Annotated in this window: 22 protein-coding genes; 5 read left to right on the forward strand and 17 right to left on the reverse strand. The window is 71.0% G+C overall.

The genetic code is table 11. The features are described from left to right. Positions 1–48: 48 nt before the first annotated feature. The 7 genes from ACZ6NZ_RS01975 to ACZ6NZ_RS02005 all read right to left on the reverse strand — a co-directional run bounded on the left by ACZ6NZ_RS01975 (position 49) and on the right by ACZ6NZ_RS02005 (position 9304). On the reverse strand, positions 49–513 hold the full coding sequence (locus ACZ6NZ_RS01975; protein ID WP_357232408.1) for a DUF4442 domain-containing protein: 465 nt from the start codon (positions 511–513) through the stop codon (positions 49–51). Between the two features lie 74 nt (positions 514–587). Then, positions 588–1886, reverse strand: coding sequence for an ABC transporter ATP-binding protein (locus tag ACZ6NZ_RS01980; protein ID WP_366605648.1), 1299 nt, complete (start codon positions 1884–1886; stop codon positions 588–590). Between the two features lie 124 nt (positions 1887–2010). Then, a complete protein-coding gene (locus ACZ6NZ_RS01985) occupies positions 2011–4221 on the reverse strand; it encodes a bifunctional glycosyltransferase/CDP-glycerol:glycerophosphate glycerophosphotransferase (protein WP_465854976.1) in 2211 nt (736 codons plus the stop codon). A gap of 14 nt (positions 4222–4235) precedes the next feature. Next, entirely contained in the window at positions 4236–6290 is a 2055-nt protein-coding gene (locus ACZ6NZ_RS01990; protein WP_465854978.1) for a DUF5941 domain-containing protein, read from the reverse strand. Then, positions 6287–7033 (reverse strand): ABC transporter ATP-binding protein, encoded by a 747-nt coding sequence (locus ACZ6NZ_RS01995; protein WP_465854980.1) that lies wholly within the window; start codon positions 7031–7033, stop codon positions 6287–6289. Before ACZ6NZ_RS01995 ends, ACZ6NZ_RS01990 begins: the two co-directional genes overlap by 4 nt. A 1-nt stretch (position 7034) precedes the next feature. Further along, on the reverse strand, positions 7035–7862 hold the full coding sequence (locus tag ACZ6NZ_RS02000; RefSeq protein WP_433315376.1) for an ABC transporter permease: 828 nt from the start codon (positions 7860–7862) through the stop codon (positions 7035–7037). A 71-nt stretch (positions 7863–7933) separates the two neighbouring features. Continuing rightward, positions 7934–9304 carry an L-serine ammonia-lyase gene (locus ACZ6NZ_RS02005; RefSeq protein ID WP_465854982.1) on the reverse strand — a complete coding sequence of 457 codons (1371 nt, stop codon included), beginning with the start codon at positions 9302–9304 and terminating at the stop codon, positions 7934–7936. A gap of 629 nt (positions 9305–9933) precedes the next feature. Between ACZ6NZ_RS02005 and ACZ6NZ_RS02010 the strand changes: the two genes are divergently transcribed. After that, positions 9934–10143 (forward strand): PspC domain-containing protein, encoded by a 210-nt coding sequence (locus ACZ6NZ_RS02010; RefSeq protein ID WP_030486383.1) that lies wholly within the window; start codon positions 9934–9936, stop codon positions 10141–10143. Positions 10144–10224: 81 nt separating this feature from the next. Here the strand turns inward: ACZ6NZ_RS02010 and ACZ6NZ_RS02015 are convergent, their stop codons facing one another. The 7 genes from ACZ6NZ_RS02015 to pdxH all read right to left on the reverse strand — a co-directional run bounded on the left by ACZ6NZ_RS02015 (position 10225) and on the right by pdxH (position 16342). Further along, entirely contained in the window at positions 10225–11067 is an 843-nt protein-coding gene (locus ACZ6NZ_RS02015) for a DUF4230 domain-containing protein (RefSeq protein WP_465854985.1), read from the reverse strand. Between the two features lie 99 nt (positions 11068–11166). Then, the gene (locus tag ACZ6NZ_RS02020) at positions 11167–12330 is read right to left on the reverse strand and encodes an acyl-CoA dehydrogenase family protein (protein WP_465854987.1); all 1164 of its coding nucleotides are present in this window, start codon (positions 12328–12330) and stop codon (positions 11167–11169) included. A 44-nt stretch (positions 12331–12374) separates the two neighbouring features. Further along, the gene (locus tag ACZ6NZ_RS02025; RefSeq protein WP_030329612.1) at positions 12375–12680 is read right to left on the reverse strand and encodes a type II toxin-antitoxin system VapB family antitoxin; all 306 of its coding nucleotides are present in this window, start codon (positions 12678–12680) and stop codon (positions 12375–12377) included. Between the two features lie 187 nt (positions 12681–12867). Beyond that, a complete protein-coding gene (locus ACZ6NZ_RS02030) occupies positions 12868–13470 on the reverse strand; it encodes a nitroreductase family protein (protein WP_465854989.1) in 603 nt (200 codons plus the stop codon). Beyond that, the gene (locus tag ACZ6NZ_RS02035) at positions 13470–14399 is read right to left on the reverse strand and encodes an aldose 1-epimerase family protein (protein ID WP_465854991.1); all 930 of its coding nucleotides are present in this window, start codon (positions 14397–14399) and stop codon (positions 13470–13472) included. Before ACZ6NZ_RS02035 ends, ACZ6NZ_RS02030 begins: the two co-directional genes overlap by 1 nt. An 18-nt stretch (positions 14400–14417) precedes the next feature. Further along, positions 14418–15716 carry an MFS transporter gene (locus tag ACZ6NZ_RS02040; protein WP_465854993.1) on the reverse strand — a complete coding sequence of 433 codons (1299 nt, stop codon included), beginning with the start codon at positions 15714–15716 and terminating at the stop codon, positions 14418–14420. Continuing rightward, positions 15713–16342, reverse strand: a complete 630-nt coding sequence (pdxH, locus tag ACZ6NZ_RS02045) for a pyridoxamine 5'-phosphate oxidase (RefSeq protein ID WP_465855902.1) — start codon at positions 16340–16342, stop codon at positions 15713–15715. Before pdxH ends, ACZ6NZ_RS02040 begins: the two co-directional genes overlap by 4 nt. Before the next feature lie 279 nt (positions 16343–16621). On the opposite strand from pdxH, the gene ACZ6NZ_RS02050 reads away from it, so the two are divergent. The 3 genes from ACZ6NZ_RS02050 to sepH all read left to right on the forward strand — a co-directional run bounded on the left by ACZ6NZ_RS02050 (position 16622) and on the right by sepH (position 20347). After that, entirely contained in the window at positions 16622–17728 is a 1107-nt protein-coding gene (locus ACZ6NZ_RS02050; RefSeq protein WP_091395245.1) for a citrate synthase 2, read from the forward strand. A gap of 226 nt (positions 17729–17954) precedes the next feature. Further along, positions 17955–19082, forward strand: a complete 1128-nt coding sequence (gene serC / locus ACZ6NZ_RS02055) for a phosphoserine transaminase (protein WP_465854995.1) — start codon at positions 17955–17957, stop codon at positions 19080–19082. A gap of 185 nt (positions 19083–19267) precedes the next feature. Continuing rightward, positions 19268–20347 (forward strand): septation protein SepH, encoded by a 1080-nt coding sequence (gene sepH, locus ACZ6NZ_RS02060; protein WP_366605667.1) that lies wholly within the window; start codon positions 19268–19270, stop codon positions 20345–20347. A 171-nt stretch (positions 20348–20518) separates the two neighbouring features. Here the strand turns inward: sepH and ACZ6NZ_RS02065 are convergent, their stop codons facing one another. Both ACZ6NZ_RS02065 and ACZ6NZ_RS02070 read right to left on the reverse strand, forming a co-directional pair. Further along, complete coding sequence (locus ACZ6NZ_RS02065) at positions 20519–21313, reverse strand: alpha/beta fold hydrolase (RefSeq protein ID WP_465854998.1); 795 nt, start codon at positions 21311–21313, stop codon at positions 20519–20521. Between the two features lie 65 nt (positions 21314–21378). Continuing rightward, positions 21379–22044, reverse strand: coding sequence for a DUF4097 family beta strand repeat-containing protein (locus ACZ6NZ_RS02070; RefSeq protein WP_465855000.1), 666 nt, complete (start codon positions 22042–22044; stop codon positions 21379–21381). 237 nt (positions 22045–22281) lie between these two features. Between ACZ6NZ_RS02070 and ACZ6NZ_RS02075 the strand changes: the two genes are divergently transcribed. Continuing rightward, positions 22282–23031 carry a helix-turn-helix domain-containing protein gene (locus ACZ6NZ_RS02075; protein ID WP_465855002.1) on the forward strand — a complete coding sequence of 250 codons (750 nt, stop codon included), beginning with the start codon at positions 22282–22284 and terminating at the stop codon, positions 23029–23031. Between the two features lie 16 nt (positions 23032–23047). Here ACZ6NZ_RS02075 and ACZ6NZ_RS02080 read toward each other — a convergent pair whose 3' ends face one another. Further along, entirely contained in the window at positions 23048–23557 is a 510-nt protein-coding gene (locus ACZ6NZ_RS02080) for a hypothetical protein (RefSeq protein ID WP_465855004.1), read from the reverse strand. Between the last annotated feature and the right edge of the window lie 68 nt (positions 23558–23625).

Raw genomic sequence — 23625 nt, forward strand, 5'->3', positions numbered from 1 at the left:
ATCCACCCTGCTGGGCCCGCAAACCCATTTCAGCCGCCCTGAGGCGTTTCAGTTCGGTCGCAGCGTCCAGATCACCGTCATCTCCGAGGTCGGCTTGCCGTCCTCGGTGGTGATCTGGACCGCGACGGGGAATTCCGGGCGTCGACCGGCGGCCAACTCCTCGGTCACCTCGGCCGCCGGCCGGCCGAGGCGCGCGGTGGCCAGCACCGGACCCATGGCGAGTTTCCGGTACGCGATCTCGGCCCGGACGGCCAGTGGCACGGCCCGGTCGAGCAGTTGCCCGAAGGCGGCCAGCACGACCGCGCCGGAGGCCGTCTCGCCGAGGGTGAACATCGCGCCGGCGTGCGGCCCGCCGATGTGGTTGTGGGTGGCCGCCGAGTCGGGCAGCCGCACGACCGCCCGCACACCGCCCTCCGCCTCGGGCGCCACCTCGACGAACTCGATACCGAGCGTGCGAGCGAACGGCACCGCTTCCAACATGCCGGCCGCCACCTGGCGGGAGTCGATAGTCATGGCCTGACGTTACTAACCGGTAACCAGGCCGGCAACCAGCGCCTTCGCCGCCAGAGGGGCACGGTCAGTCGCCGTCAGCGCCAACCCACGTCGATCCGGTCGCCCCGCTCGTCGAAGAAGTGCAGCGCGTCCATCCGTACCGAGACGGCCAGCGGGTGACCGGCGCTGACCGCCGGGTACGGTGCCAGCCGCACCGCCAGCTCCGCCGGGCGACGGTGGTGCCGGCCCGGATCGGGAAGCACGCTGGTCTGGACGCCACTGGCCGGGGCCTCCTGCGCATCCACCGGCTTGCCGGTGAGCCGCTGCATGACCGAGCCGAAGCGGCGGAGGCCGCGTTGACCGACCGGCGGCGGTTCGAGCGGGGCGCCCATCTCGTCGACCACGATCGCGGTCGCGCCGATGTCGAGGAACGCCAACGACTCGTGCCCGTGGTGCTCCAGATAGCGGATCCGCCCGCGCAGCACGTCGCCGGGGGTGTCCGGTGCGACCGGGGTGAGCGCCTCGGCCCTCATGCCGACCACGATCCGTTCACCGTGGTAGTGCGCCACCGCCCGACTGCGGATGTCGTTCCAGGGCAGGTAGAGCGACTGGTCGCCCAGGTTGAGCGTGACGTACCGGTCGAGATGGACGTAGACCGACGCCTCCAGCAGGTTCATCCGTGGGCTGCCCAGGAACGCCGCGACGTAGAGCGTCGCCGGCCGGCCGTACACCTGGGTCGGTGTGCCCACGTCCTGGAGCACGCCGCGGCGCATGATCGCCACCCGGTCGGCCATGGTGAGCGCCTCGGCCTGGTCGTGGGTGACGTAGACAGTGGTGACGCCCAGCTCGCGGGTCAGGCCGGAGATCTCCGCGCGCAACTCGGCCCGCAGGCCGCTGTCCAGGTTGGACAGCGGCTCGTCCATCAGGAACAGGCCGGGCCGGCGGACGATCGCGCGCCCCATCGCCACCCGCTGCCGCTGCCCGCCGGAGAGCTGACCCGGCTTGCGGGCCAGCACGTCACCGATGCCCAGCGCACTCGCCACGTCGCTGACCCGCTCGCCCCGCGGCTCGGGCTCGACCCCGGCCAGCCGCAACGGGAAGGCGATGTTGTCGCCGACCGTCATGTGCGGGTAGAGGGCGAAGTCCTGGAAGACCATGGCGATCCTGCGGTCGCGTGGGGGGAGGTCGTTCGCCAACTCCCCGTCGAGCATGACCGCGCCGGTGGTCGGCTCCTCCAGCCCGGCGATCATTCGCAGCACTGTCGACTTGCCGCACCCGGAGGGCCCGAGCAGCACCATGAACTCGCCGTCGTTCACATCGAGGTTGATGCTGTCGACGGCCAATGTGCCATCTCGGAAAACCTTGGTCACATCCTTGAGCGTGACGGTGCTCACCGTCTTCCCCCCCAGCGCGTCGGCCGAACCCCCCAAGACTGTGACCAGGATCATGGGTTTGTGACATCGGGTAAACGTCTCATGTTCGATCGATGACACTGCTATTACACGACAGAAAGCGCGATCAGCAGCGTGTGGAGCGCTCGTCCGGCTCGCCGAGGAACACCCTCCGCACCACCCGCTCCGCCGCCCGCCCGTCGTCCAAGGTGCAGAACCGGGCCCGGAAATGCTCCCGGGCCTTGGTCGCCGCGTCCGAGCGCACCCCGTCGGTGCGGAACAGATCGAGCAGATCGGCGAAAGTGGAGGCCACCGCCCCCGGCGGTTCGGCGGTGACATCGAAGTAGACCCCCCGGGCCAGCCGGTACGCCTCCCAGTCCGGGGTGTAGAGCACGATCGGCCGATCCAACACCGCATAGTCGAACATGGCCGACGAGTAGTCGGTGACCAGCACATCCGCCACCAGGTACAGATCCTCCACCCGTTGGTGGCCGCTGACGTCACGAACCCGCTCCCAGTCCCTCGGCTGGCCGGGACGTCGGTCACGGTCGTGGAAGTAGTGGCTGCGCATCAGCAGCCGGCCCGAGTCACCCAGCGCCGCGACGATCCGGTCCGGGTCGAACGGTGGCCGGTAGCCGGGCAGGTGCTCGCGGTGCGTCGGGGCGTACAGGACAACCTGCTCGTCGGGGTCGAGGTCGAACTCCGCGCGGAGTCGGCGCACCTCGTCCGGACCCGCGGTGACCAGGCGGTCGTTGCGCGGGTAGCCCACCTCCAGCGTGGTGTACGTGGCCGGGTACGCCCGGTCCCACATCTGGGTGGAGAAGCTGTTGGCGCTGACGCTGTAGTCCCAGCGGTCCACCCGGCGCAGCAGCCCTGCGAAGTCCATCCGGCCCGCGCCGATCGGGTAACGCTGCTGATCCAGCCCCATCACCTTGACCGGTGTGCCGTGGTGGGTCTGCACGTGCACCTGTTCCGGTCGCTTGCGGACGAAGTCCGGAAAGTTGACGTTGTTGACCAGCCACCGGGCGCGGGCGAGCACCCGGTAGTACGCCGGCGTGCCGGCCACCACGTACTCCACTCCGGGCGGCACGGCCTCCACCCGGTCCCGGCGTACCACCCACACCCCGCGCACCCCCGGCGCCAACCGGCGGGCGACCTCGTAGATGGCCGCCGGGTTGCAGGAGTAGCCCCGGTACCAGTACGCCGCGTACACCGCGAGCGTCGGGTCGACCGGCCGCCGCAACTCGGCCCGGTAGTACTCACGCAGCAGCCCGTCCCGGGTCAGCCGGGCACCGCGCCGGGCGACCGGGCCGACCTTGCGCCGCGCGGAGCGGGCCCGCCGGCGGGCGGAGTCGCGGGCCCGGCTGGCGGCCCGCAACGCGCTGAAGGTGCGCCACCGGCCGGAGGCGACGAGCTTGTGCTTGATCCCCTCGACCCCGTCCGGCACCGGGTAGCCGCCGGGCGGCAGCCAGCGCTCGTAATCCGCGGTGATCTGCGCGAAGAACGCCTCCCGCAGCTCCGGCGCGATCCGCTGACCATTGCCGAGCACGGTCAGGTAATGCCAGATCATCCGTTCGAAGACCGCCGGCCGCAGGGCCTCCGTCGCCGGCCCCCACGACTCCATCAGGTGGAAGACCCGGTGCCACTGTGGGAAGACCTCGAAGTGCCGGTCACCCCGGGTCCGGGTGATCGCGCCGGCGCGGCGCTGGCGGTAGTTGACGCAGACCCGGTCCAGTACGCCGATCCGGTGCGCGGCCATCAGCACCGGGTAGCTGAACGAGACGTCCTCGTACCAGCCGGGCGCGAAACGCAACCCCAGGTCGGCGAGGAACTCCCGACGGACCAGCCGGTTCCACGCGGTGTGCAGCAGGTGCATCGCCTGCGGCCGGTCCCGCAACCGGAAGGTGCCCGGCCCCGGGGACTCCGGAAACACCTCGGCCATCGCGCTGCGGGTGGCGGTGTCGTTCCAGTGGGTGCGGACGTGGTCGACCAGCAGGACGTCCGGGCGGGTGACCCGCAACCGTTCGGCGACCTCGCTCAGGCACTCCGGAGCGAGCCAGTCGTCACCGTCGAGAAACCACACGTACTCGCCGACGGCCCGGTCCAGCCCGATGTTCCGGGCCGGACCGAGGCCGACGTTCTCCGGCAGCCGGACCGAGTGGACCCGCCGGTCGCGGGCCGCGTACTCGTCGATGATGTCGCCGCTGGCGTCCGGCGAGCAGTCGTCGACGGCGATCACCTCGATGTCGGTCTCCGGCTGACCGAGGATGGAGTCCAGGCACTCCCGCAGGTATCCCTGCACCCGAAAGGCCGGCACCACGAAGCTGATCAGAGTCATCCGGCCGCCCTCCGTCAGCGCGGCGCGACACCTCCAGCGCCCGCCGGCGCCACCGACGCCCGCGCGCTACGGGCCGGTCGCACGAACCAGGCCAGGACGACGCTCACCACGAAAACCACGAGAAGGTACGCACCGAGTGTAGCCAGTCCGATACCCGCAATGCCGGCGATCGCCGCGAGGGCCAGCAGCACCGAGCGCCCCTCCCAGCCCAGCGTCGCCGCGTGCAGGGGCGGTGCCGCCTGCCGCTTCTCCAGCCGGGCGGTCAGGTCGTAGTGGTGCACGGTGAGCACGAAGACGTACCCGAAGATCAGCCAGCCGGGTGCCGCGCCGACCACCCCGACCGCGATGGCGAACAGGTACTCGGCGGCCCGCAACGCCGCGGGCACCAGCCAGTCCAGCGGGCCGTTGTGCGCCGCCCCGGCCCCGAGGCCACCGATGAGCAGCACCAGCAGCGCCACCGGCACCGCCCAGCGCAGCCCGTCCGGGGCGTCGCTCAGCAGAGCCGCCACCAGAAGGGCCGCCGGGCCGAGCGCGGCGATCACCGCCAGGGTCAGCGGGCCCATCGGGCGGACCACCGGCAGCCAACGGGCCAACGGGCCGTCGTCGCGGTGCAGGGTGGCGTCGACCGTGTCCAGCACCGGCACCCACATCCACCGGGCCCGCAGGGTCCGCAGCGCCCCGGTGTACGCGAACGCCAGGACCCCCCAGACCAGCACCGCGATCAGGCTCACCAGTGGGTTGAACAGCGCCACGGTCAGCGCGATCAGCGCCCACCGCTCACCGATCGGGAAGACCACCGTCCGCTTCAGCCAGTACGACACCGACCCGGTGTCCGCCTGCACCCGGGTCGACGCGGCGTTGAGCCGGTCGCCGATCCCGCCGCTGGCGTTCGTGGCCGTACGCGGGCGGCGGGCCGCCTCGTCGTGCAGCACCCCGTACCAGGTGTCGGTCATGTGCCGGACGGTCTGCAACGTCATCGCGGCGATCGCGAGCGCCCACCCGTTGCCCAGCCCGGCGTGGCTCACACCGAAGCCCAACCCGGCGTAGACCAGGTACTCCTTGGCCCGATCCGCCATGGTGTCCAGCCAGCCACCCCAGGCGCTGAAGTGCCGGGTGTAGCGGGCCAGTTGGCCATCGACACAGTCGAGCACGAAGCCGAGGTAGAGCAGCACCGCGCCACCGACCAGCGCGGGCCGCCCACCGACTCCGAACAGCACCGCCGCGCCGAGCGCGAAGAGCACCGAGATCACCGTCACCCCGGTCGGGGTGAGCCGGAGCCGGGCCGAGAGCCGGACCAGGTACGGCGACCAGGTGCTGACGAAGTAGGTGGAGAAGAAGTCGTCCTTCTCCTTCACCGACAGTCGCAACTCGGCCCGGTCCTCGTCGACAGCGGTCACCGCCGCCTCGGCAGCGGTCAGCCCGGGCGGGTCCTCGACCCGGTGGGCGACGAGCAGGCGTACCCGCTGGGCGAAGACCAGGGTGCCGAGCGCCGTGAGGCCCGCGAAGAGCCGGTCCACGGCGGAACCGGGGCCACCGGCCGCCACCGACCCGCCGGCCCCGCCGGTCGCGGGCAGCGGCGCCACGTCGCCGGCCGGGCCGATCGGCGCGGCGACCGGAAGCATCCCGGACGCGGCGGCCCGGGCGGCGGCCGCGAGGGTCGGCAGGTCGTCCACGCCGACCCGCAGCGCGCCGCCGAACACGCCGGTGGCAGCCCCGTCGAGGGCGTCCAACGCGCCGGCGTCGACCACCTGGCCGCGCTCCTCCCGCACGGCGGTCCGACCGGGCACCGGCGGGTCGCTGAGCACCAGCGCCACGGTGGGGCCCACCGGGCTGGTGGCCAGGTGCCGCAGTACGGCGGTGTGCGCGACCAGGTCGGTGCCGGTGATCAGCACCGGGGCGGTCGCGGTGGTGACCAGGTCGGACAACTCGTCGAGGGTGGCGGCGAAGCGCACCTGGTCCGCCCCGGCCAGCCGCAACTGGGCGGCCAACCGGTCGGCCAGCGGTTCACCTGTCGCCGTGGTGAGGCCCGCCGCGGACGTTCCGGCGGCGAGCACGATCGCAAGCGTCACCGCGGAACCGCTGCGTGGTACGCGTCGAGCGCCTCGGCGATGGTGCCGTCGAGCGTCAACCGGCCCGCGTCGAGGTACAACCCCCGACGACAGAACCGGGTCAGGTCCTTTTCGTTGTGTGACACCAGCACCAGCGTGCGCCCCTCCCCGAGCAGACGATCAATCGTCGCGTAACACTTCTTGCGGAACTCCGCGTCCCCGACCGCGGTCACCTCGTCCATCAGCAGGATCGGGTGCGGCAGGTGCGAGATGATCGCGAAGCCCAACCGCACCTTCATTCCCGACGAGTAGTGCCGCACGGACGTGTCGATGGCCCGTTCCACCTGCTCACCGGCGAACTCGACGATCTCGTCGAAGTGCCGCTTCAGGTAGCTCGTCGACAGTCCGTGCAGCCCACCGACGAGGTGCAGGTTCTCCCGCCCGGTCAGGTCGTTGGAGAAACCGGCGGACAACTCCAGCAACGGCGCCACCGCGCCGTGCACCCGGATGCCGCCCTCGTCCGGGATGAGCACCCCGGCGATCAACCGCAGCAGGGTGCTCTTGCCGGTGCCGTTACGTCCGATCACTCCGACGGTCTCGCCGGGTTCGACGGCGAACGACACGTCCCGCAGCGGCCAGAACTGGCCGGGCAGCGCGCCACGGGCACCCCGGTGGATGAACAACTCCCGCAGGCGGAGCTGACGGCGACGGTTGCGGACGAACCGAATGCCCAGGCCGTCGGCCTCGATGATCGGCGCGGCCACCTCACAGCTCCTTGAGCACGGCGGGCTCCAACCGGCGGAACGACCACCAACCGGCGGCCAGCACCAGCAGGCTGCCGGCGATCGTGGTGGCGAGCAGTCGGGCGTCCGGGAACTCGTCCGGATACCAGATCGCGTGGTGCAGCTGGAAGATCCCGACCAGCGGGTTCAGCTCGTACACCACCTTCAGCCAGCCGGGCAGCCCGGACTCCCGGACCAGGCTGAGCGGATAGATGATCGGTGTGGCGTAGAACAGCACCCGAATGATCAGCCGCATCAGCCGTTCCACGTCGCGCATGAGCACGTTCCAGGCGGACAGCAGCAGGGCGAGCCCGGTCAACAGGACCGCCTGGACGGCCACCGCCAGCGGCAGGGAGAGCAGCGACCAACCCGGGTGGATCCGACCGTGCACCGCGTAGATCACCGCGATGGCGATCAGGATCGGCAGGCCGGCCGCGTACTCGGCGAACCGGCCGGTGACCCGGCCGATCGGAAACACCTGACGCGGGACGTTCATCGTGGTGATCAGCCGGGACTGGCCGGTCAGCGCGTTCGTCGCCTCGCTCAGCGCGGAGCTGGTCCACATCCAGGCGAAGATGCCGGTGATCAGGAACAACGGGTACGACCCGGCCGCCTCACCGAGGTGCCGACCGGTGTCCCGGGAGTAGAGCACCCCGAAGACGAACCAGTAGATGGCGCCCATGCCGAGCGGCTCGATCAACGACCAGAAGTAGCCCAGCACCGACTGCTGGTACTTGACCGCGAGATCCCGCCTGACCAGGATGCGCAGCGAGTTGCGGTGCGACCACAACGCCGCGACGCCAGAGGTCACCGCAGCCTCCCGCCTCCTGAAACGGACGACAGGTTAGCAGTCGGTGAACGATTGCCCCGAATCGACCGGACTCAGCACTCGATCACGTTGACGGCCAAACCGCCGCGCGCCGTCTCCTTGTACTTGACCTTCATGTCGGCGCCCGTCTCCCGCATGGTCTTGATGACCTTGTCCAGCGACACCTTGTGCACCCCGTCGCCGCGCAACGCCAACCGGGCGGCCGTGATCGCCTTGATGCTAGCCACCGCGTTCCGCTCGATGCAGGGGATCTGCACCAGGCCACCCACCGGGTCACAGGTCAACCCGAGGTTGTGCTCCATCCCGATCTCGGCCGCGTTCTCCACCTGCTCCGGGGTGCCACCGAGCGCCTCGGCCAGCCCCGCCGCCGCCATCGAACACGCCGAACCGACCTCACCCTGGCAGCCCACCTCGGCGCCCGAGATCGAGGCGTTCTCCTTGAACAGCACACCGATCGCGCCCGCAGTCAGCAGGAACCGCACCACACCCTCGTCATCGGCGTCCGGCACGAACCGGGTGTAGTAGTGCAGCACCGCCGGAATGATCCCGGCCGCGCCGTTGGTCGGCGCGGTGACCACCCGGCCGCCCGCCGCGTTCTCCTCGTTGACCGCCAGCGCGAACAGCGTCACCCAGTCCATCGCGTGCAGCGGGTCGGCCGACCCGGCCTCCGCCTCCAGGCCACGCCGCAGCTCCGCCGCGCGCCGCCGGACCTTCAACCCCCCAGGGAGTACGCCGTCGCGCTCGCAGCCGTTGCGCACGCACTCCTGCATCACCCGCCAGATCTCCAGCAGACCGGCCCGGATGTCCGCCTCGCTGCGCCAGGAACGCTCGTTGGCGAGCATCACCTCGCTGATCGACAGCCCGGTGCGGGTGGTGACGTCGAGGAGTTGCGCCCCGGTCAGGAAGGGGTACCGCACCACGGTGCTGTCCGGCTTGATCCGGTCCGCCCCGGCAGCGGCCTCGTCGACCACGAACCCGCCACCCACCGAGTAGTAGGTGCGGCTGCGCAGCTCGGCGCCGGTCCGGTCGTACGCCGCGAAGGTCATCCCGTTCGGGTGGTACGGCAACGACCGGCGGCGGTGCAGCGTCAGATCCCGATCCGGGTCGAAGTCGATCTCGTGCGCGTCGAGGATGTTGATCCGCCGCTCGGCCCGGATCCGCTCGACCCGAGGGCCGACGGTGTCCGTGTCGACGGTCTCCGGCGACTCGCCGGCCAACCCGAGCAGCACCGCCGGACCACTGCCGTGGCCGTGCCCGGTGGCACCGAGCGAGCCGAACAACTCGGCCTGCACCCGCGCCGTGTCGCTGAGCAGCCCGTCGGCCTTCAGCCCCCCGACGAACGTCCGCGCGGCCCGCATCGGCCCCACCGTGTGTGAGCTGGACGGCCCGATACCGACGCTGAAGAGGTCGAAAACACTGATCATGGCTGCGCTTCCTCGCCGTCGTCCCGGCGTACGGGACCCGGCCGGGTCGTGACCGCCGGTCTGGCGGCCCCGCTGTGACCGTCCGGGGTATGGGTGCCGGCCTCCCGGGGTGTGGAAGGCCGATCAATCAGCCTACCCGCCCAGCTCACCGCCGACCCGGTCCGGCACGTGAACACCCGACCGCCATCTCCCGCCCGCCCCGCGCCCCGCCCGCTCGCCCGGTCCCCGCTCGCAAGATCGTGCTCGATCCAGGATCCAGTGGTGTCAACGCGCGTTCGATGCCACTACAACCAGGATCGAGCACGATCTCCCTGCGAGACGCTGAATCGTTTGCGACATCAGCTCCAGAGCACACCGCGCAGACTCGGCGCCGGCACGTGGCGCGGGGACAGGGCGAGCAAATCGGGGAGGCCGCTGCAGACGGCGCGCGCCAGACGGCCGCGACGAGCGGCGCGCACCAGACGGCCGCGACGGACGGGCTCGCGGGAGGCGTCAGCGAGGGGTTACCCGGGTAAAGCACCTACGGGTCCACGGGTCGCCACTCCTCCTCGGGACCGAGGGCGAGGTGGCTATCCCCTTCTACCGTGGATTGCAGACGCGGCGCACCGCCGCAGAGTGGGAGTACGACGATGAGTCGCAAACTGGTTCGACCCCGCGAGGGGCGCATGATCGCTGGTGTCTGCGCCGGTCTGGGGCGGCGGTTCGGCATGTCGGCCGGAATGGTCCGGCTGCTGTTCCTGCTGTCTCTGCTGCTGCCCGGCACGCAGGTGATCGTCTACCTGATCCTGTGGGTGCTGATGCCGAACGAGGACCGCTACCTCGCGTCCACCGGACACTGACCCCGCCCCACACCCCCACGGAACCGAAAGCGCCCGCTCCGACGGAGGTCGGGGCGGGCGCTTCGGCGTACGGAGGGCAGGTCAGGGGGCGATGTAGGTGACCGTGATCTGCTGGTAGCCGAGGGAGCGGAGCAGCCCCTCCAGCATCTTGCGGGTGTTCTCCTCGGCTCGCGCCGACAGCCCGCTGTCCCGGGCGGCGGCGGTGATCCGCTCCTCGGCGAGCTGGTAGACCTGCTGCTGCCGGTTGGGGTCGTTGCCGACCAGGTCACCGAGTCGGTTGAGCAGACCGCGCTGCTCGGCGAAGACGTAGCTCTTCTCCATGTCGAGGTTGGTCTCACCGAGTTGCGGCGCGGGCAGCTTGATCTCGACGGACTTGCCGTCGGCGGACTGGACGACGGCGCCCTCACCGATCTTGGTGAAGTCGACGTACGCCTCGACGCTGCCGGCCCCGACGAACAGGGTGCGCTCGTTGAGCAGGAAGTCCGGGACGTTGCGCCGGTCGTTCTGCGTGTCGACCACGACCTGGAAGTTGCCCTCCGCGGCCACGTAGCGGCTGAGGTCCTGGATCGACTTCAGCAGCGGTGGCTGACTGCGGTCGGTCTGCTCCTTGGCGAACGGGTTGCGGAACTCCGGCAGGATGCCGGTCGCCTGAATGCCGAGCAGCACGACCACGGCCAGCGCGGCGGCGCCGAGCAGCAGGAGCAGACCGCGGGCCGCCCCACCACCACCACCGACGGGGCCGTCGCCACCGCTCGTCGGGCCACCGGGGCCTCCAGGTCCACCGGGGCCGGCCGGCTCGCCGGGGCCACCCGGCGTCTCCGTGGTCCACCCGGGTGTCGCGGTCGACCGCGCCTTGAGATCGTCACCGGTCGGGTAACCGGGGAACTCTCTCGTGGGCTCGTTGCTGCCAGCGTCGCGGGCCATCACGCTCACCGTCCTCGTCAGACACGTCGTCTGTCAATGACGGTACGGCCCCGATACGACAGTCGCGCGGCGAGCGCCAGGAAGCGACAAACGAGCAGGTCAGGCGAATGCGGAGAGCCCGGTCAGTCGCTGCCCGATGACCAGTTGGTGGATCTCCGAGGTGCCCTCGTAGGTCAGCACGCTCTCCAGGTTGTTGGCGTGCCGCATCACCGGGTACTCGCCGGACACACCGTTGGCCCCGAGGATGGTCCGGCACTGCCGGGCGATGGCCAGCGCCTCCCGCACGTTGTTCAGCTTGCCCACGCTGACCTGCTCGGGCCGCAACCGCCGGGCGTCGGCGAGCCGGCCCAGGTGCAGCGCGAGCAGTTGCCCCTTCACCAACTCGACGGCCATGTCGGCGAGCTTCGCCTGAGTGAGTTGAAACCCGGCCAGAGGGCGACCGAACTGGGTGCGGGTGCTCGCGTACGCCAGTGTGGTTTCGAGGCAGTCGCGAGCCGCGCCGACCGCGCCCCAGACGATGCCGTAGCGGGCCTCGGTCAGGCAGCTCAGCGGGGCCTTGAGCCCGACCGCCTCGGGTAGTTGGGCGTCGCCCGGGAGTCGGACGTCGTCGAGCACGATCTCACCGGTCACCGACGCGCGCAGCGACATCTTGCGGCGGATCTCGCGGGCCGAGACGCCGGGGGTGTCCATGGGTACGGCGAAACCCCGTACGCCCTCGTCGGTGCGCGCCCAGATCACCGCGACGTCCGCGATCGGGGCGTTGGTGATCCACATCTTCCCGCCGGCGAGCACCCAGTCGTCGCCGTCGCGGCGGGCCCGGGTGGCCATCGACGCGGGGTCGGAGCCGTGATCCGGCTCGGTCAGGCCGAAGCAGCCGATCGCCTCGCCGGTGGCCATCGACGGCAGCCACCGTTGCTTCTGCTCCTCGCTGCCGTAGCGCCAGATGGCGTACATGGCCAGCGACCCCTGCACGGAGACCAGGGAGCGGAGGCCGGAGTCGCCGGCTTCCAACTCCTGGCAGGCCAGGCCGTAGGCGACAGCGGAGGCGCCGGCGCAGCCGTAGCCGGTCAGGTGCATGCCGAGCAGGCCGAGCTTGCCGAACTCACGGGCCAGCTCCCTCGCGGGCACCCGGCCGTCCTCGTACCACTCGGCGACGTGGGGTCGCACCCGGTCGTCGACGAGTTGGCGGACGACGTCGCGGATCTGCCGCTCCTCCTCGCTGAGCGACGGGTCCAGGTCGAGCAGATCCAGCGCAGCGGTCATGGACGCCACCCTAACGAAGGTTCAGCGCTGGGAAGAAGGGCTCGTCACTCGATGGGCTCGGAGAGCACCAGCACCCGCGCGTGGATCTGGTTGCGCTGCTGGAGGGCGGCGCGCAGCGCCCGGTGCAGCCCGTCCTCCAGGTAGAGCCCGCCGTTCCACTGCACGACGTGCGGGAAGAGGTCACCGTAGAAGGTCGAATCCTCGGCGAGGAGCTTGTCCAGCGCCAGCTCGCGCTTCGTGGTGATCATCTGATCCAGGCGCAGTGGCCTCGGCGGGATCTCCGCCCACTGCTTGAGCGTCAGATTGTGCTCCGGATAGGGACGCCCGTCCCGGACCGCTCTGAAGATCACGACGGCACGCTCCCCTCCCCGTGGCCGGGCCGACCGACGGCGCCGAGCCGGGCCGCGGCGGGCACCGCGCGGCGCGGCACCGATGACCGTGCCAGCCTAGCCGCCCAGCGCACGCTACGTTCTGCTCCCTGATGTCAGTTTCGCTATCGCTCGTCCGATCCTCAACCGGACGAACGGGACGTCCGCGTCAGTTCCACCGGCCGCGCCGCACCACCTCGTCCATCGGGCGACGTCCACGGCGCAACGACGGTGACCGATGGTCGGGCGCACGGTAACCGATTGTGACGGCACCGATGGGTTGGTACTCCGCCGGCACACCGAACGCGTCCCGGTAGGCGGCGAGCCGCTGCTGCGGAATGCCGAAGAAGCACGCCCCCAGCCCCTCGTCCACCGCGGTGAGCAGCATCAGCAACGCCGCGAATCCGGCGTCCACGTGCCAGTACGGCACCGGCCACCGGTCCGCGGACTGATCCGTCCAGCCCTTGTCCGGCTCCGCGTACCGCCGCAGGTAGGCCGACTCGTTGGCGTGCGGCACCACGATCAGGGGTGCCCGGCGCATGCCCGCGAGCCAACGCTCCCGCCCACCGCCATCGGGGGTGGTGGCCGCCCAGAACCGCTCCCGATCGGCCGACTCCTCCAACACCAGAAAGCCCCAGCCCTGGGCGAAGCCGGCCGACGGCGCGCGGACCGCGTTGTCGAGCAACCGGTCCACCACGTCGGGCGGGACCGGGCGGTCCGGGTCGTAGTTGCGCACCATCCGCCGTCGGCGGACGACCTCGGCGAACTCCATCAGGCGCCGGGGCGGATGCCCCAGGCACCTCGCCAGGTCGCGCCGGACTTGAGGGTGAGCAGGTCCCGGCCCGACCGGAACGCGTCCGGTGGGCAGGTCATCGGCTCGATCGCCACCGAACGGCGGTGCCGCTCGCCGGTGAGGGCGTCCCCGGTGAACACCTGCCACCAGCCGAACTCGGCGTCCGCCCAGATGCTCACCCCGGCCGAACCGTCCGGCGCGGCGAGGCTCACCGACGAACCGCCGTCAGCGTCCCGGATCACCTCGCCGAAGCAGGAGTCCAACACGGCAGCGCCGATCCGGCGGGGGCTGGTCCAGTCGTACTCGGTGCCGGCCACCGGGGTGACCCCCACCGGCAGCAGCCGACCGTCCACCAGCACGCGGCTGCGGGTGGGCAGCCGCATCACCAGGTCGTCCACCGCGACGCCCGGCAGTTGCAGGTACGGGTGCACGGAGAAGCCGAACGGGGCGAGCTCCCCGCCGATGTTCGTCACCTCGTGCTCGGCGCGCAGCCCGTCCGCGTCGACGCTCCACCGGCTGCGCAGCCGCAACGGCCACGGGTAGCCGGGCTGCGGCGGCAGGTCGTACCCGACCGTCACGGCGTCCGCCGACTGCTCCAGCAACTGCCACGGCACCCAGTTGACCAGCCCGTGGATGGCCACGTGCCGCTCCGGCTCGGTCAGCGAGAGCTGGTGCGTCCGCCCGTCGAACGAGTAGCGACCATCGCGGATCCGGTTCGGCCACGGAGCCAGCACCTGCCCGGTGCAACCGGGGCAGACCTCGTCGGTCCGGTACCCGTCGAGCAGGTCGACACCGTCGTGCCGGTACGTCCGGAGCCCACCGCCGACCTCCACGATGACGGCCTCGTGGCCGGCGGCGGAGATGGTCCACTGGGCGCCGGAGAACGGGCGCGGATCGGGGCTTTCCATGCCGGCGACACTAACCGGTCAGGTCCGGTTGTCGCTCGACGCCGTCGCCGCCCGGTAGCGCAGCAGCGCCGGAAACGCGACAGCGAGCACCACCACGAGCGCCGCGGAGGCGAGCCCACCGGCCACCCAGGCCACCCCGCCACCGAACCCGGCGGCCATGGTGCCGGCGCGCAGGTCACCCAGGCGTGGGCCACCCGCCACCACCACCGTGTTCACGCCCTGGAGTCGGCCGCGCATCCGGTCCGGCGCGTAGACCAGCAGCATCGACTGCCGCAGCACCGCGCTGATCAGGTCGGCGGCGCCGGCCACGGCGAGCAGCACGACCATCAACCAGAGCTGGTGGGCCAACCCGGCCGCGGCGATCGCCAGGCCCCAGCCGACCACCGCGAGCACCAGGCCGAGCCCCTGCCGGCGGAGCCGGCCGATCCATCCGGAGGTCAACCCACCGATCATCGAACCGATCGCGATGGCGCTGTAGAGCAGACCGACCGAGCCACCACCACCGAAGCGCTCGTGCGCGATCTCCGGAAAGAGGGCCCGTGGCATGGCGAGGATCATCGCGATCAGGTCCACCGCGAAGGACAGCAGCAGGACCGGGGTGGTGGCCAGGTAGCGGAACCCGTCGACGACGCTGGCCAGACCGGCACGCCGGGCCTGGCCGTCGGCGGTGGGCTCGGGCGGGAGCGAGGGCAGCCGCAGCGCCGCCCAGAGCATCGCGGTGAACAGCACCGCGTCCAGCCCGTAGGCGATCGGCAGGACCACAGTGGTGTCCGGCGACGCGGAGAGGATCAGACCGGCGGCGAGCGGGCCGGCGACCGAGGCGGCGGTGAAGGTCGTGTAGTTCAGGGTGGTGGCGGACGCCACCAGGTTCTCCGGCACCAGCCGGGGCAGCATGGCGCTGCGGGCCGGCGAGCTGATCGCGAAGGCCACCGACTGCAACGCCATCAACGCCAGCAGCAGCACCGGGCTGCCCACGTCCAGCACCGCCTGGAGCAGCAGCCCAAGAGTGGATGCCCAGAGCAACAATGAGCCGCCGAGCAGCACCGCACGCCGGTCACGGGCGTCGGCGACCGCGCCACCCCAGAGCCCGAAGACCAGCAACGGTACGAAGGCAGCCACACCCAGCAGGCCCACCCAGAACGAGTCCCGGGTCAGGGCGTACATCTCCACCGGCACCGCGACGGCGGTGAACTGGAAGCCGAACATCGCCACCGTGTTGCCGAGCCAGAGCCGGCGGTACGCCGGAACCCGCAGCGGACGCACGTCGATCGCCCAGCGGCGCGCTGCGCGCGGCCGGGTCTCCCGCACACCTGTCACGGCGCCAACCGCTCGACGATCCAGCCACCCTCGTCGAGGCGGCGGAAGCGCAGCCGGTCGTGCAACCGGCCGGCCCGGCCCTGCCAGAACTCCACCGACTCGGGTTGGACCCGCAGCCCTCCCCAGTGCGACGGGGTCGGGATCTCGGCCTGATCGGCGAACCGCTCGACCGCCTCCTGGTACCGCTGCTCCAACGCCGCCCGATCCGACACCACCTGCGACTGTGGGCTGGCCCAGGCACCCAGTTGGGAGCCGCGCGGCCGGCTGGCGAAGTACGCCTCGCTCGTGGCGCGGTCGACCGGCGTGACCCGTCCGGCGACCACCACCTGCCGCTGCATGGAAAACCACGGAAAGACCAGGCTGGCGTACGGGTTGGCGGTCGCCTCGACGCCCTTGCGCGACAGGTGGTTGGTGAAGAAGACGAAGCCCTCCGGGTCGTACCCCTTCAACAGCACCGTCCGCCCGCTCGGCCGGCCGGCCGAGTCGGCGGTGCCCACCACCATGGCGTTCGGTTCGGGCAGCCCGAAGGCCACCGCGTCGGCGAACCAGCCGTCGAACTGGGTGTGCCAGTCGGCGGCCAGGTCAGCCTCGGTCAGGCCCAGGTCCGCGGCGTACTCGTTACGCATCGCGGCCGGGGCGGGTGTGTCGCCCGTCACGTCCCCACTCCTTCTCGGGGGCCCCGCCAGCACCCTCCAGCGCTGACCAGCCCGCCCTGCCCAGTCTCACCGAGCCGGACGGAGAATGCGCGTCCGGGGATGTCGCGTGCAGCACAGTCGCAGCGGGTCGCGTATCCCTTACTCAGCAGGCAGTATGTTGCGAACACATCCCTGAGGGTCGCCTAAGGCGCTCGGCCGATCCGGGCCGGATGAGCGATCGGGCGCACCGACCAGATCCAGGAGAGCGACATGGCTGATTTCAAACCCGGGCTGGAGGGCGTCGTCGCCTTCGAGACCGAGATCGCCGAACCTGACCGTGAGGGCGGCGCGCTGCGCTATCGCGGAGTCGACATCGAGGATCTGATCGGCCAGGTGTCGTTCGGCAACGTGTGGGCGCTGCTCGTCGACGGCCGGTTCGGGCCGGGCCTGCCGCCGGCGGAGCCGTTCCCGGTGCCGGTGCACTCCGGTGACATCCGCGTCGACGTGCAGTCCGCGGTCGCCATGCTGGCCCCGTACTGGGGTCTCAACCAACTGCTGGACATCTCCGACGAGCAGGCCCGTGAGGATCTCGCCCGGGTGTCGGTGACCGCGCTCTCCTTCGTCGCCCAGTCCGCCCGCGGCCTCGGCCTGCCGGCGGTGCCGCAGAAGGAGATCGACAAGGCGCAGACCATCGTCGAGCGGTTCATGAAGCGGTGGCGCGGCGAGCCGGACCCGCGGCACGTCAAGGCAGTCGACGCGTACTTCATCTCGGCCGCCGAGCATGGCCTCAACGCGTCCACCTTCACCGCTCGCATCGTCGCCTCCACCGGGGCGGACGCGGCTGCCTGCATCTCGTCGGGCATCGGCGCCCTGTCCGGCCCGTTGCACGGCGGCGCCCCGTCGCGGGTGCTCAGCATGCTGGAGGCGGTGGAGCGCAGCGGCGACGCGGAGGGCTACGTCAAGGGCGTCCTCGACCGGGGTGAGCGGTTGATGGGCTTCGGCCACCGCGTCTACCGCGCCGAGGACCCGCGCGCCCGAGTGCTCCGGCGTACGGCCAAGGAGCTGGGCGCCCCGCGCTTCGAGATCGCCGAGGCGCTGGAGAAGGCCGCCCTCGCCGAGCTTCAGGCCCGCCGCCCGGACCGGGTGCTGGCCACCAACGTCGAGTTCTGGTCGGCCGTGGTGCTGGACTTCGCCGAGGTGCCGGCGCACATGTTCACCTCGATGTTCACCTGCGCGCGGATGGGCGGCTGGAGCGCGCACATCCTGGAGCAGAAGCGCCTGCAGCGGCTGGTCCGCCCGTCCGCCCGCTACATGGGCCCGGAGACCCGCAAGCCGTCCGACGTCGAGGGCTGGGCGGCCATCCCGCACGGCGTCTGAGCTGGTCGACAAGGGCCCTTCCTCGACGCCGCGCGTCGAGGAAGGGCCCTTGTCCATGCGGTGGGTCGCGCAATGGTCGTTGTCGTCGGTCATCGGCGCCGACTGTGGCGAAGGACTCAGACCGACCGCCGGGACCCCGCCCATCGTCGTCCGGTCCGGGTGCGAGGATGAGGGCCGGCAGTGTCGCCGGGCCCGCCCTCGCCCTTGCGGAAGGATCTTCAAGACCGTGGCTGACGCACCGATCATCCGGATTCCCGATGACATCAAGCCCGCCGACGGACGCTTCGGCTGCGGCCCGTCCAAGGTCCGCCCGGAGGCGGTGTCCGCCCTCGCCGAGGTCGCGACCACCTATCTCGGCACCTCGCACCGGCAGAAGACGGTCCGTGACCAGGTCGCCCGGCTGCGCTCCGGCATCGCCGAGTTCTTCTCGCTGCCCGAGGGCTACGAGGTGATCATCGGCAACGGCGGCACCACCGCGTTCTGGGAGGTCGCCACCTTCGGCCTGATTCGCGACCGGGCCCAGTTCGCCAGCTTCGGCGAGTTCGGCGCCAAGTTCGCCAAGTCGGTCAAGGACGCCCCGTTCCTGGGTGAGCCGACCGTCCGCAAGTCCGACGCGGGCACCGCGCCGACCCTGGTCGCCGAGTCCGGCGTGGATGCGTACGCGACGCCGCAGAACGAGACCTCGACCGGTGTGGCCGTCCCGATCAGCCGGGTGGCCGGTGCCGACGAGGGCTCGCTGCTGCTTGTCGACGCGACCTCCGGCGCGGGTGGCCTGGAGGTCAACGTCGGTGAGACCGACGTCTACTACTTCGCCCCGCAGAAGTGCTTCGGCTCCGACGGCGGTCTGTGGCTGGCCCTGATGTCCCCGGCCGCACTGGACCGGGCCACCGAGATCAAGGCGTCCGGGCGCTACATCCCCGCCTTCCTCGACCTGGTCACCGCCATCGACAACTCGCGGCTGGAGCAGACCTACAACACCCCGGCGCTGGCCACCATCTTCCTGGCCGCCGAGCAGACCGACTGGATGAACGCGCAGGGCGGCCTGTCCTGGGCAGCGAAGCGCACCGCCGAGAGCGCCGCAGCGGTCTACGGCTGGGCCGAGCGGTCCAGCGTGGCCACCCCGTTCGTCACCGACCCGGCGCTGCGCTCCAATGTGGTCGCCACCATCGACTTCGCCGACGGGGTGGATGCCACGGCGATCGCCAAGGCGCTGCGCGCCAACGGCATCGTGGACACGGAGCCCTACCGCAAGCTCGGTCGCAACCAGCTGCGGGTGGCGCTGTTCCCGGCCGTCGAGCCGGCCGATGTCGAGGCGCTCACCGCGTCCATCGACTACGTGGTCGAGCGACTCTGACGTTCGTCACGGTCGGTGTCCGTTGGGGCCTCCACGGACACCGACCGTGATCATCGCCGCAGCTCAGTCACGACATGCGGGGTGTCGCTTCCCCCACCCCGAGACAGATGCGCGTACGGTGGTCCGAGACGCCTGGGTGGCCGACTCGTGGTGTGCGGCCAGCGAAGCGGGACGGAGGCAACGTTATGCGCCCAGTACGCTTCGTCGCCCTCTCCGAGGACGGCCAGGCTCTGGTGCTCGCCGACGAGGTCGGGCGCCTTCTCGCCCTGCCCATCGACGAACGCATCGCCGGCGTGATGCACCCCGAGCCGGGTGCCCCGCCGCTCGCGGTGGCACCGAGCACCGTCGACCCGGTTCCCTCACTGTCCCCTCGGGACATCCAGGCCCGCATCCGTTCGGGTGAGTCCGCGGAGGACGTCGCCCGGATCGCCGGTGTGCCGGTCGACCGGGTGCTGCGCTATGCCGGCCCGGTGTTGCAGGAGCGGGCGATGCTCGCCCAGCACGCCCGGCGCACCCGCCTCAAGGGCGCGGAGAAGCCCACCCCGCTCGCCGAGGTGGTCAACGGCCGGCTGAGCCAGCACGGCATCGACACCGAGAAGATCTCCTGGGACGCGTACCGGCGCGATGACGGCACCTGGCGGATCATCGCCACCTGGCCGTCGGGCAAGGCCACCGCGCAGGCCATCTGGGACATGGACAAGGCCCGGCAGGTGGTCACGCCGCACGACGACATGGCGCAGTACCTGTGCGCCGAGCGGCCCACGCCGATCCTCGGTCAGGAGCCGGCACCGGAGCGCGGCGGGCACGCCCTGCCGGGCCCGTCGCGCGGTGAGCCGAGTCGTGGCGGGCACGGTCTGCCGGCGGCGTCCGAGCACCCGCGCCCTGGCCGTGATCCGATCCGGGCCGGCCGTGACGCCCTGCTGGCCTCCCTGGACCGTCCGCTCGGCGGTTCGTCGGGTCGCGGGCTGGAGCCGCGTACCCCGGCTGCCCTGGCCGGGTCGGACGCGCCCCGGCAGCGGCCGGTCGGTGGCGGCGCTGCCGCGCTGCTCGGCGGCGGTCAGGGCTCGGCCTTCGACGACGATTCGGACGCGCCCAAGGAGGTGCCGGCCGTGCCGTCGCTGGCGGTGCTGCGGCCCCGCCGCACGGGTGCCGCGGCGGCCACCGGCGGCGAGTCCACCGACGCCAACGGCAAGCCACGCAAGCGGCTGCCGAGCTGGGACGACGTGCTCTTCGGCAGCGGCCCGGCCGCCCGCGAATCTTCCTGACGCCTCGTGTTGACGGGTGACCTTGCGTCACCCGTCAACACGCGCGTTCGAACCTCAGCCCCCGAGCGACACGCTCGCGCCCCGCGATCTTGCACTTTCTGTCGGGAATCATGGGGCAATCCGCTCGTATCGACCACCGAAACTGCAAGATCGGCGCGGGGTAGCGGCCGACTACGCATCCTCGTTGAGGGTCCTTTGTGGGGTTTGGTTGAGGGCGGCGACTCCGCGTACCGCTTCGGCGACGGCGCGGAAGTCCTTCTTGAGGATCGCACCGTGATTGCTGGCGACCTTCGCTCCGATGGTGATGTGGGGGTTTCGGGCGGTCACCGCGTCGAGGCTGGTGCGAATCTGCTCCTGCTCGTCCCCGCGACTGCCGAGGGACGTTCCCGAGGCGACGACGTACTGCACCGGGACGCTGATCGCGTCCAGCACCGGGCCCAGTTCGCGCTCCCGGGAGAGTTCGCCCAGTTCGATGTTGCTGTCCGCCATCTGGTTCGCGTTCATCCGTGGGGTCAGGCCGGTCGGGCGGAGCAGCGGCATGAACAGGTTCATCCGTCGGAACATCCTGCGGATCCGTTGCGCCATGGCCTCGTCGAGCCAGTCGTGCGGGAACGCGCCGTCGACCAGGACCGCGCCCACGGCACGCTCCGGATTCCGGTTGGCCCAGTGCGCCCCGACCACCGCTCCGTAGGACCAGCCAACCACCACCGCCTGGGCCACCCCCCGGGCGGCGAGCACGGCGTCGACGTCCCGGACGGCAGCTTCGAACGAGTAGTCGGTTGAGCGCCCCGACTTCCTGCCGCGAGCCCGCTCGTCGTAGGTGATGTGCCGGAACTCGGTGCCCAGTTCGGCGATGACCCGCCGCCAGTAGCCCTGGGTGGCGAACTGACCATTGAGGTAGACCACCGGGAGGCCGGGGCCGCCGCTGTCGGTGACGGCCAGGGCCGTGTCGTCGACCGATACCATTCCGGTCCATGGGGAGCTGGTAGCTGGGTTCATGTCGTACTCCTGTCGGGTGGTCGTGGTGGGGTTCAGAGGCTTCGGGCGGTGATGTCGCCCTGGGCGGTGGTGGCGCGGATGTCGAGCGTCGTGGCGCCGTGGTTCTTGAGGGCGTTGCTGACCCGACCGTGACCGGTGCCGGCGTCGAGTGCGGCGGAGACGCCGGCGGCGGCACCGACCGAGATGTCGCCGGACTGGGTGCTGAGCACGACCGCGCCGCTCACGGCCTCGGCGATCCGGATGTCGCCCCGAGCGGTGCTGATCTCCGCAGGGCCGTTGAGCCGGCCGATCTCGACGTCGCCGTCGATCGCGGTGAGCCGCAGGCTCGCGACCTCGTTGATCTTGATCTGGCGGTACGCCCCGTCGAAGGCGATGTCACCGAGTCGCCCGACGCCGCGAAGTTCGGCGCTGGCGGTCCTGGCCTTGATCGTGGAGCCGGCGGGAAGCTGGACGGTCACCTCGAGCGACCCGGCCGGGCCGACGAGCGGGTTGCCGGGGGCTGGGGCCGTGATCCGCAGGACGCCATCGGTGTAGGCGACAGTGGTCTGCTCGGCGGCCCTGGTGTCGCGCTTCTTCGAGGGGTCGGTGGGCAGAACCTCGACGACGGTGTCGGCGCGGTCCGCGGCGATCAACTGGATTCGTCCGGCGGGGATGTCGAGGACGGCCGAGATGGGGGCGGGGGTGTCGAACGTCTGCATCGTCTTCTCCTACGCTCACAGCTCTTTCTGACACAGGAAACGCTACGTTGCTTTCCAAAACCTAACAACAAGCCCGTTGCGGTGAAGTTACATAAGAGCAGTTCACAACGCATAAACTGTTGCAACGACTCTGGATCTAACGCAACGACGAAGGCTATCGGCGTTGCAACAGCCGGAGGGTGAACGCTATGGTGGAGCAGTCAGCGGAGGCGACGAGGAATCACCGGGGAGATCGTGATGCCGGGAGGCAGACTCAGTCAGCAGGAGCGCCAGCAGATCGCGCTGGGGCTGATCGACAGCCTCCCCTACGCTGAGATCGCCCGGCGCCTCGACCGTCCCACGTCGACAGTCACCCGTGAGGTGATGCGCAACGGCGGCCCCACCGCGTACCGCGCCGAGCTGGCCCACCGCGCCACCGAACGTCGCGCCCAGCGGCGCAGGACAGTCACCTCACCGGGGGCCACCGCGCTCCCTCAGGAGCATGGACGTGACGCCCGGGCCCTGGCGGAGTACGGGGAGACGTTCACCACGGTCCTCATGGCTTCCGGCCTGCCCAAGATGGCGGCTCGGGTCCTGACCCACCTGTTCATCACCGACTCGGGCAGCCTCACCGCGTCGCAGCTCGCCCAACGTCTTCAGGTCAGCCCGGCGTCCGTCTCCAAGGCGATCACCTTTCTGGAGAGCCAGAGCCTCGTCCGCCGCGAACGCGACGAACGTCGCCGCGACCGCTACGTGGTCGACAACGAGCTGTTCTACCAGGCGACGATCGCCAGCGCCCGGGCCAACGACCAGCTCGTCGCCGCCGCGCGCCAGGGCGTCGCCATCCTCGGCCCGCAGACCCCCGCCGCCGCCCGACTGGAGAACATCGCCCGCTTTCTCGACTTCATCAGCGAGAGCGTCGTCCGCGCCGCCGAACAGGCCCGCGCGGTGCTGCACACCGGATCCCAACCCGCTGCCCAGGCCACCGGGCAACCGGATCGGACGTGACCGACGGGCGGGTGGGTCAGCGGTGCCGCTGCCGCTGCCCGGGGCGGGCCGCCGGAAGAGCCAGACCGGCGGCGTGCAGCACGCCCTCCACCCGGACCCGCTCGATCTCCTGGTCGACGCCCTCCAGCTCGGCGAGGTGCTCGGCGATGCCGAGGGCGCGGCAGGCGAGACGAAGCCGGTCGTCGTACGCCTGGAGCAGCGCGCTGTCCCAGACCATCGAGCGACCGCTGCCGCCAACCCGCTGACCGCCGAGACGACGCAGGTCGGCGGCGATCTGCTCAAGTGGCCGGCGGTCGACGTTGTCGAACTCGCTGAGGTCGATGTCGCGGGTCAGCGCGTCGGCCTCGATGGCGCGGTCGAGGGTGGCGATCGTGCGCCTCTCCCGTCGACGGTCACGCCACTCGGACCAGCCGCAGACCACCCGGTCGAGGATCTCGTCGTAGCAGAAGATCAGGGCGAACGCCGCCGGCAGCGTGGCCACGGCGAGGAACGCCAGGGCCAGCATCAGCGCGTGTCCGATCCCCACGCATCGACGCTAAGCCCCACCGTGCCACCCCGCCACCGGTTTGGCCGCATCCGCGTCATCCGCGCAAC

Source organism: Micromonospora sp. NPDC047756, assembly GCF_055587245.1.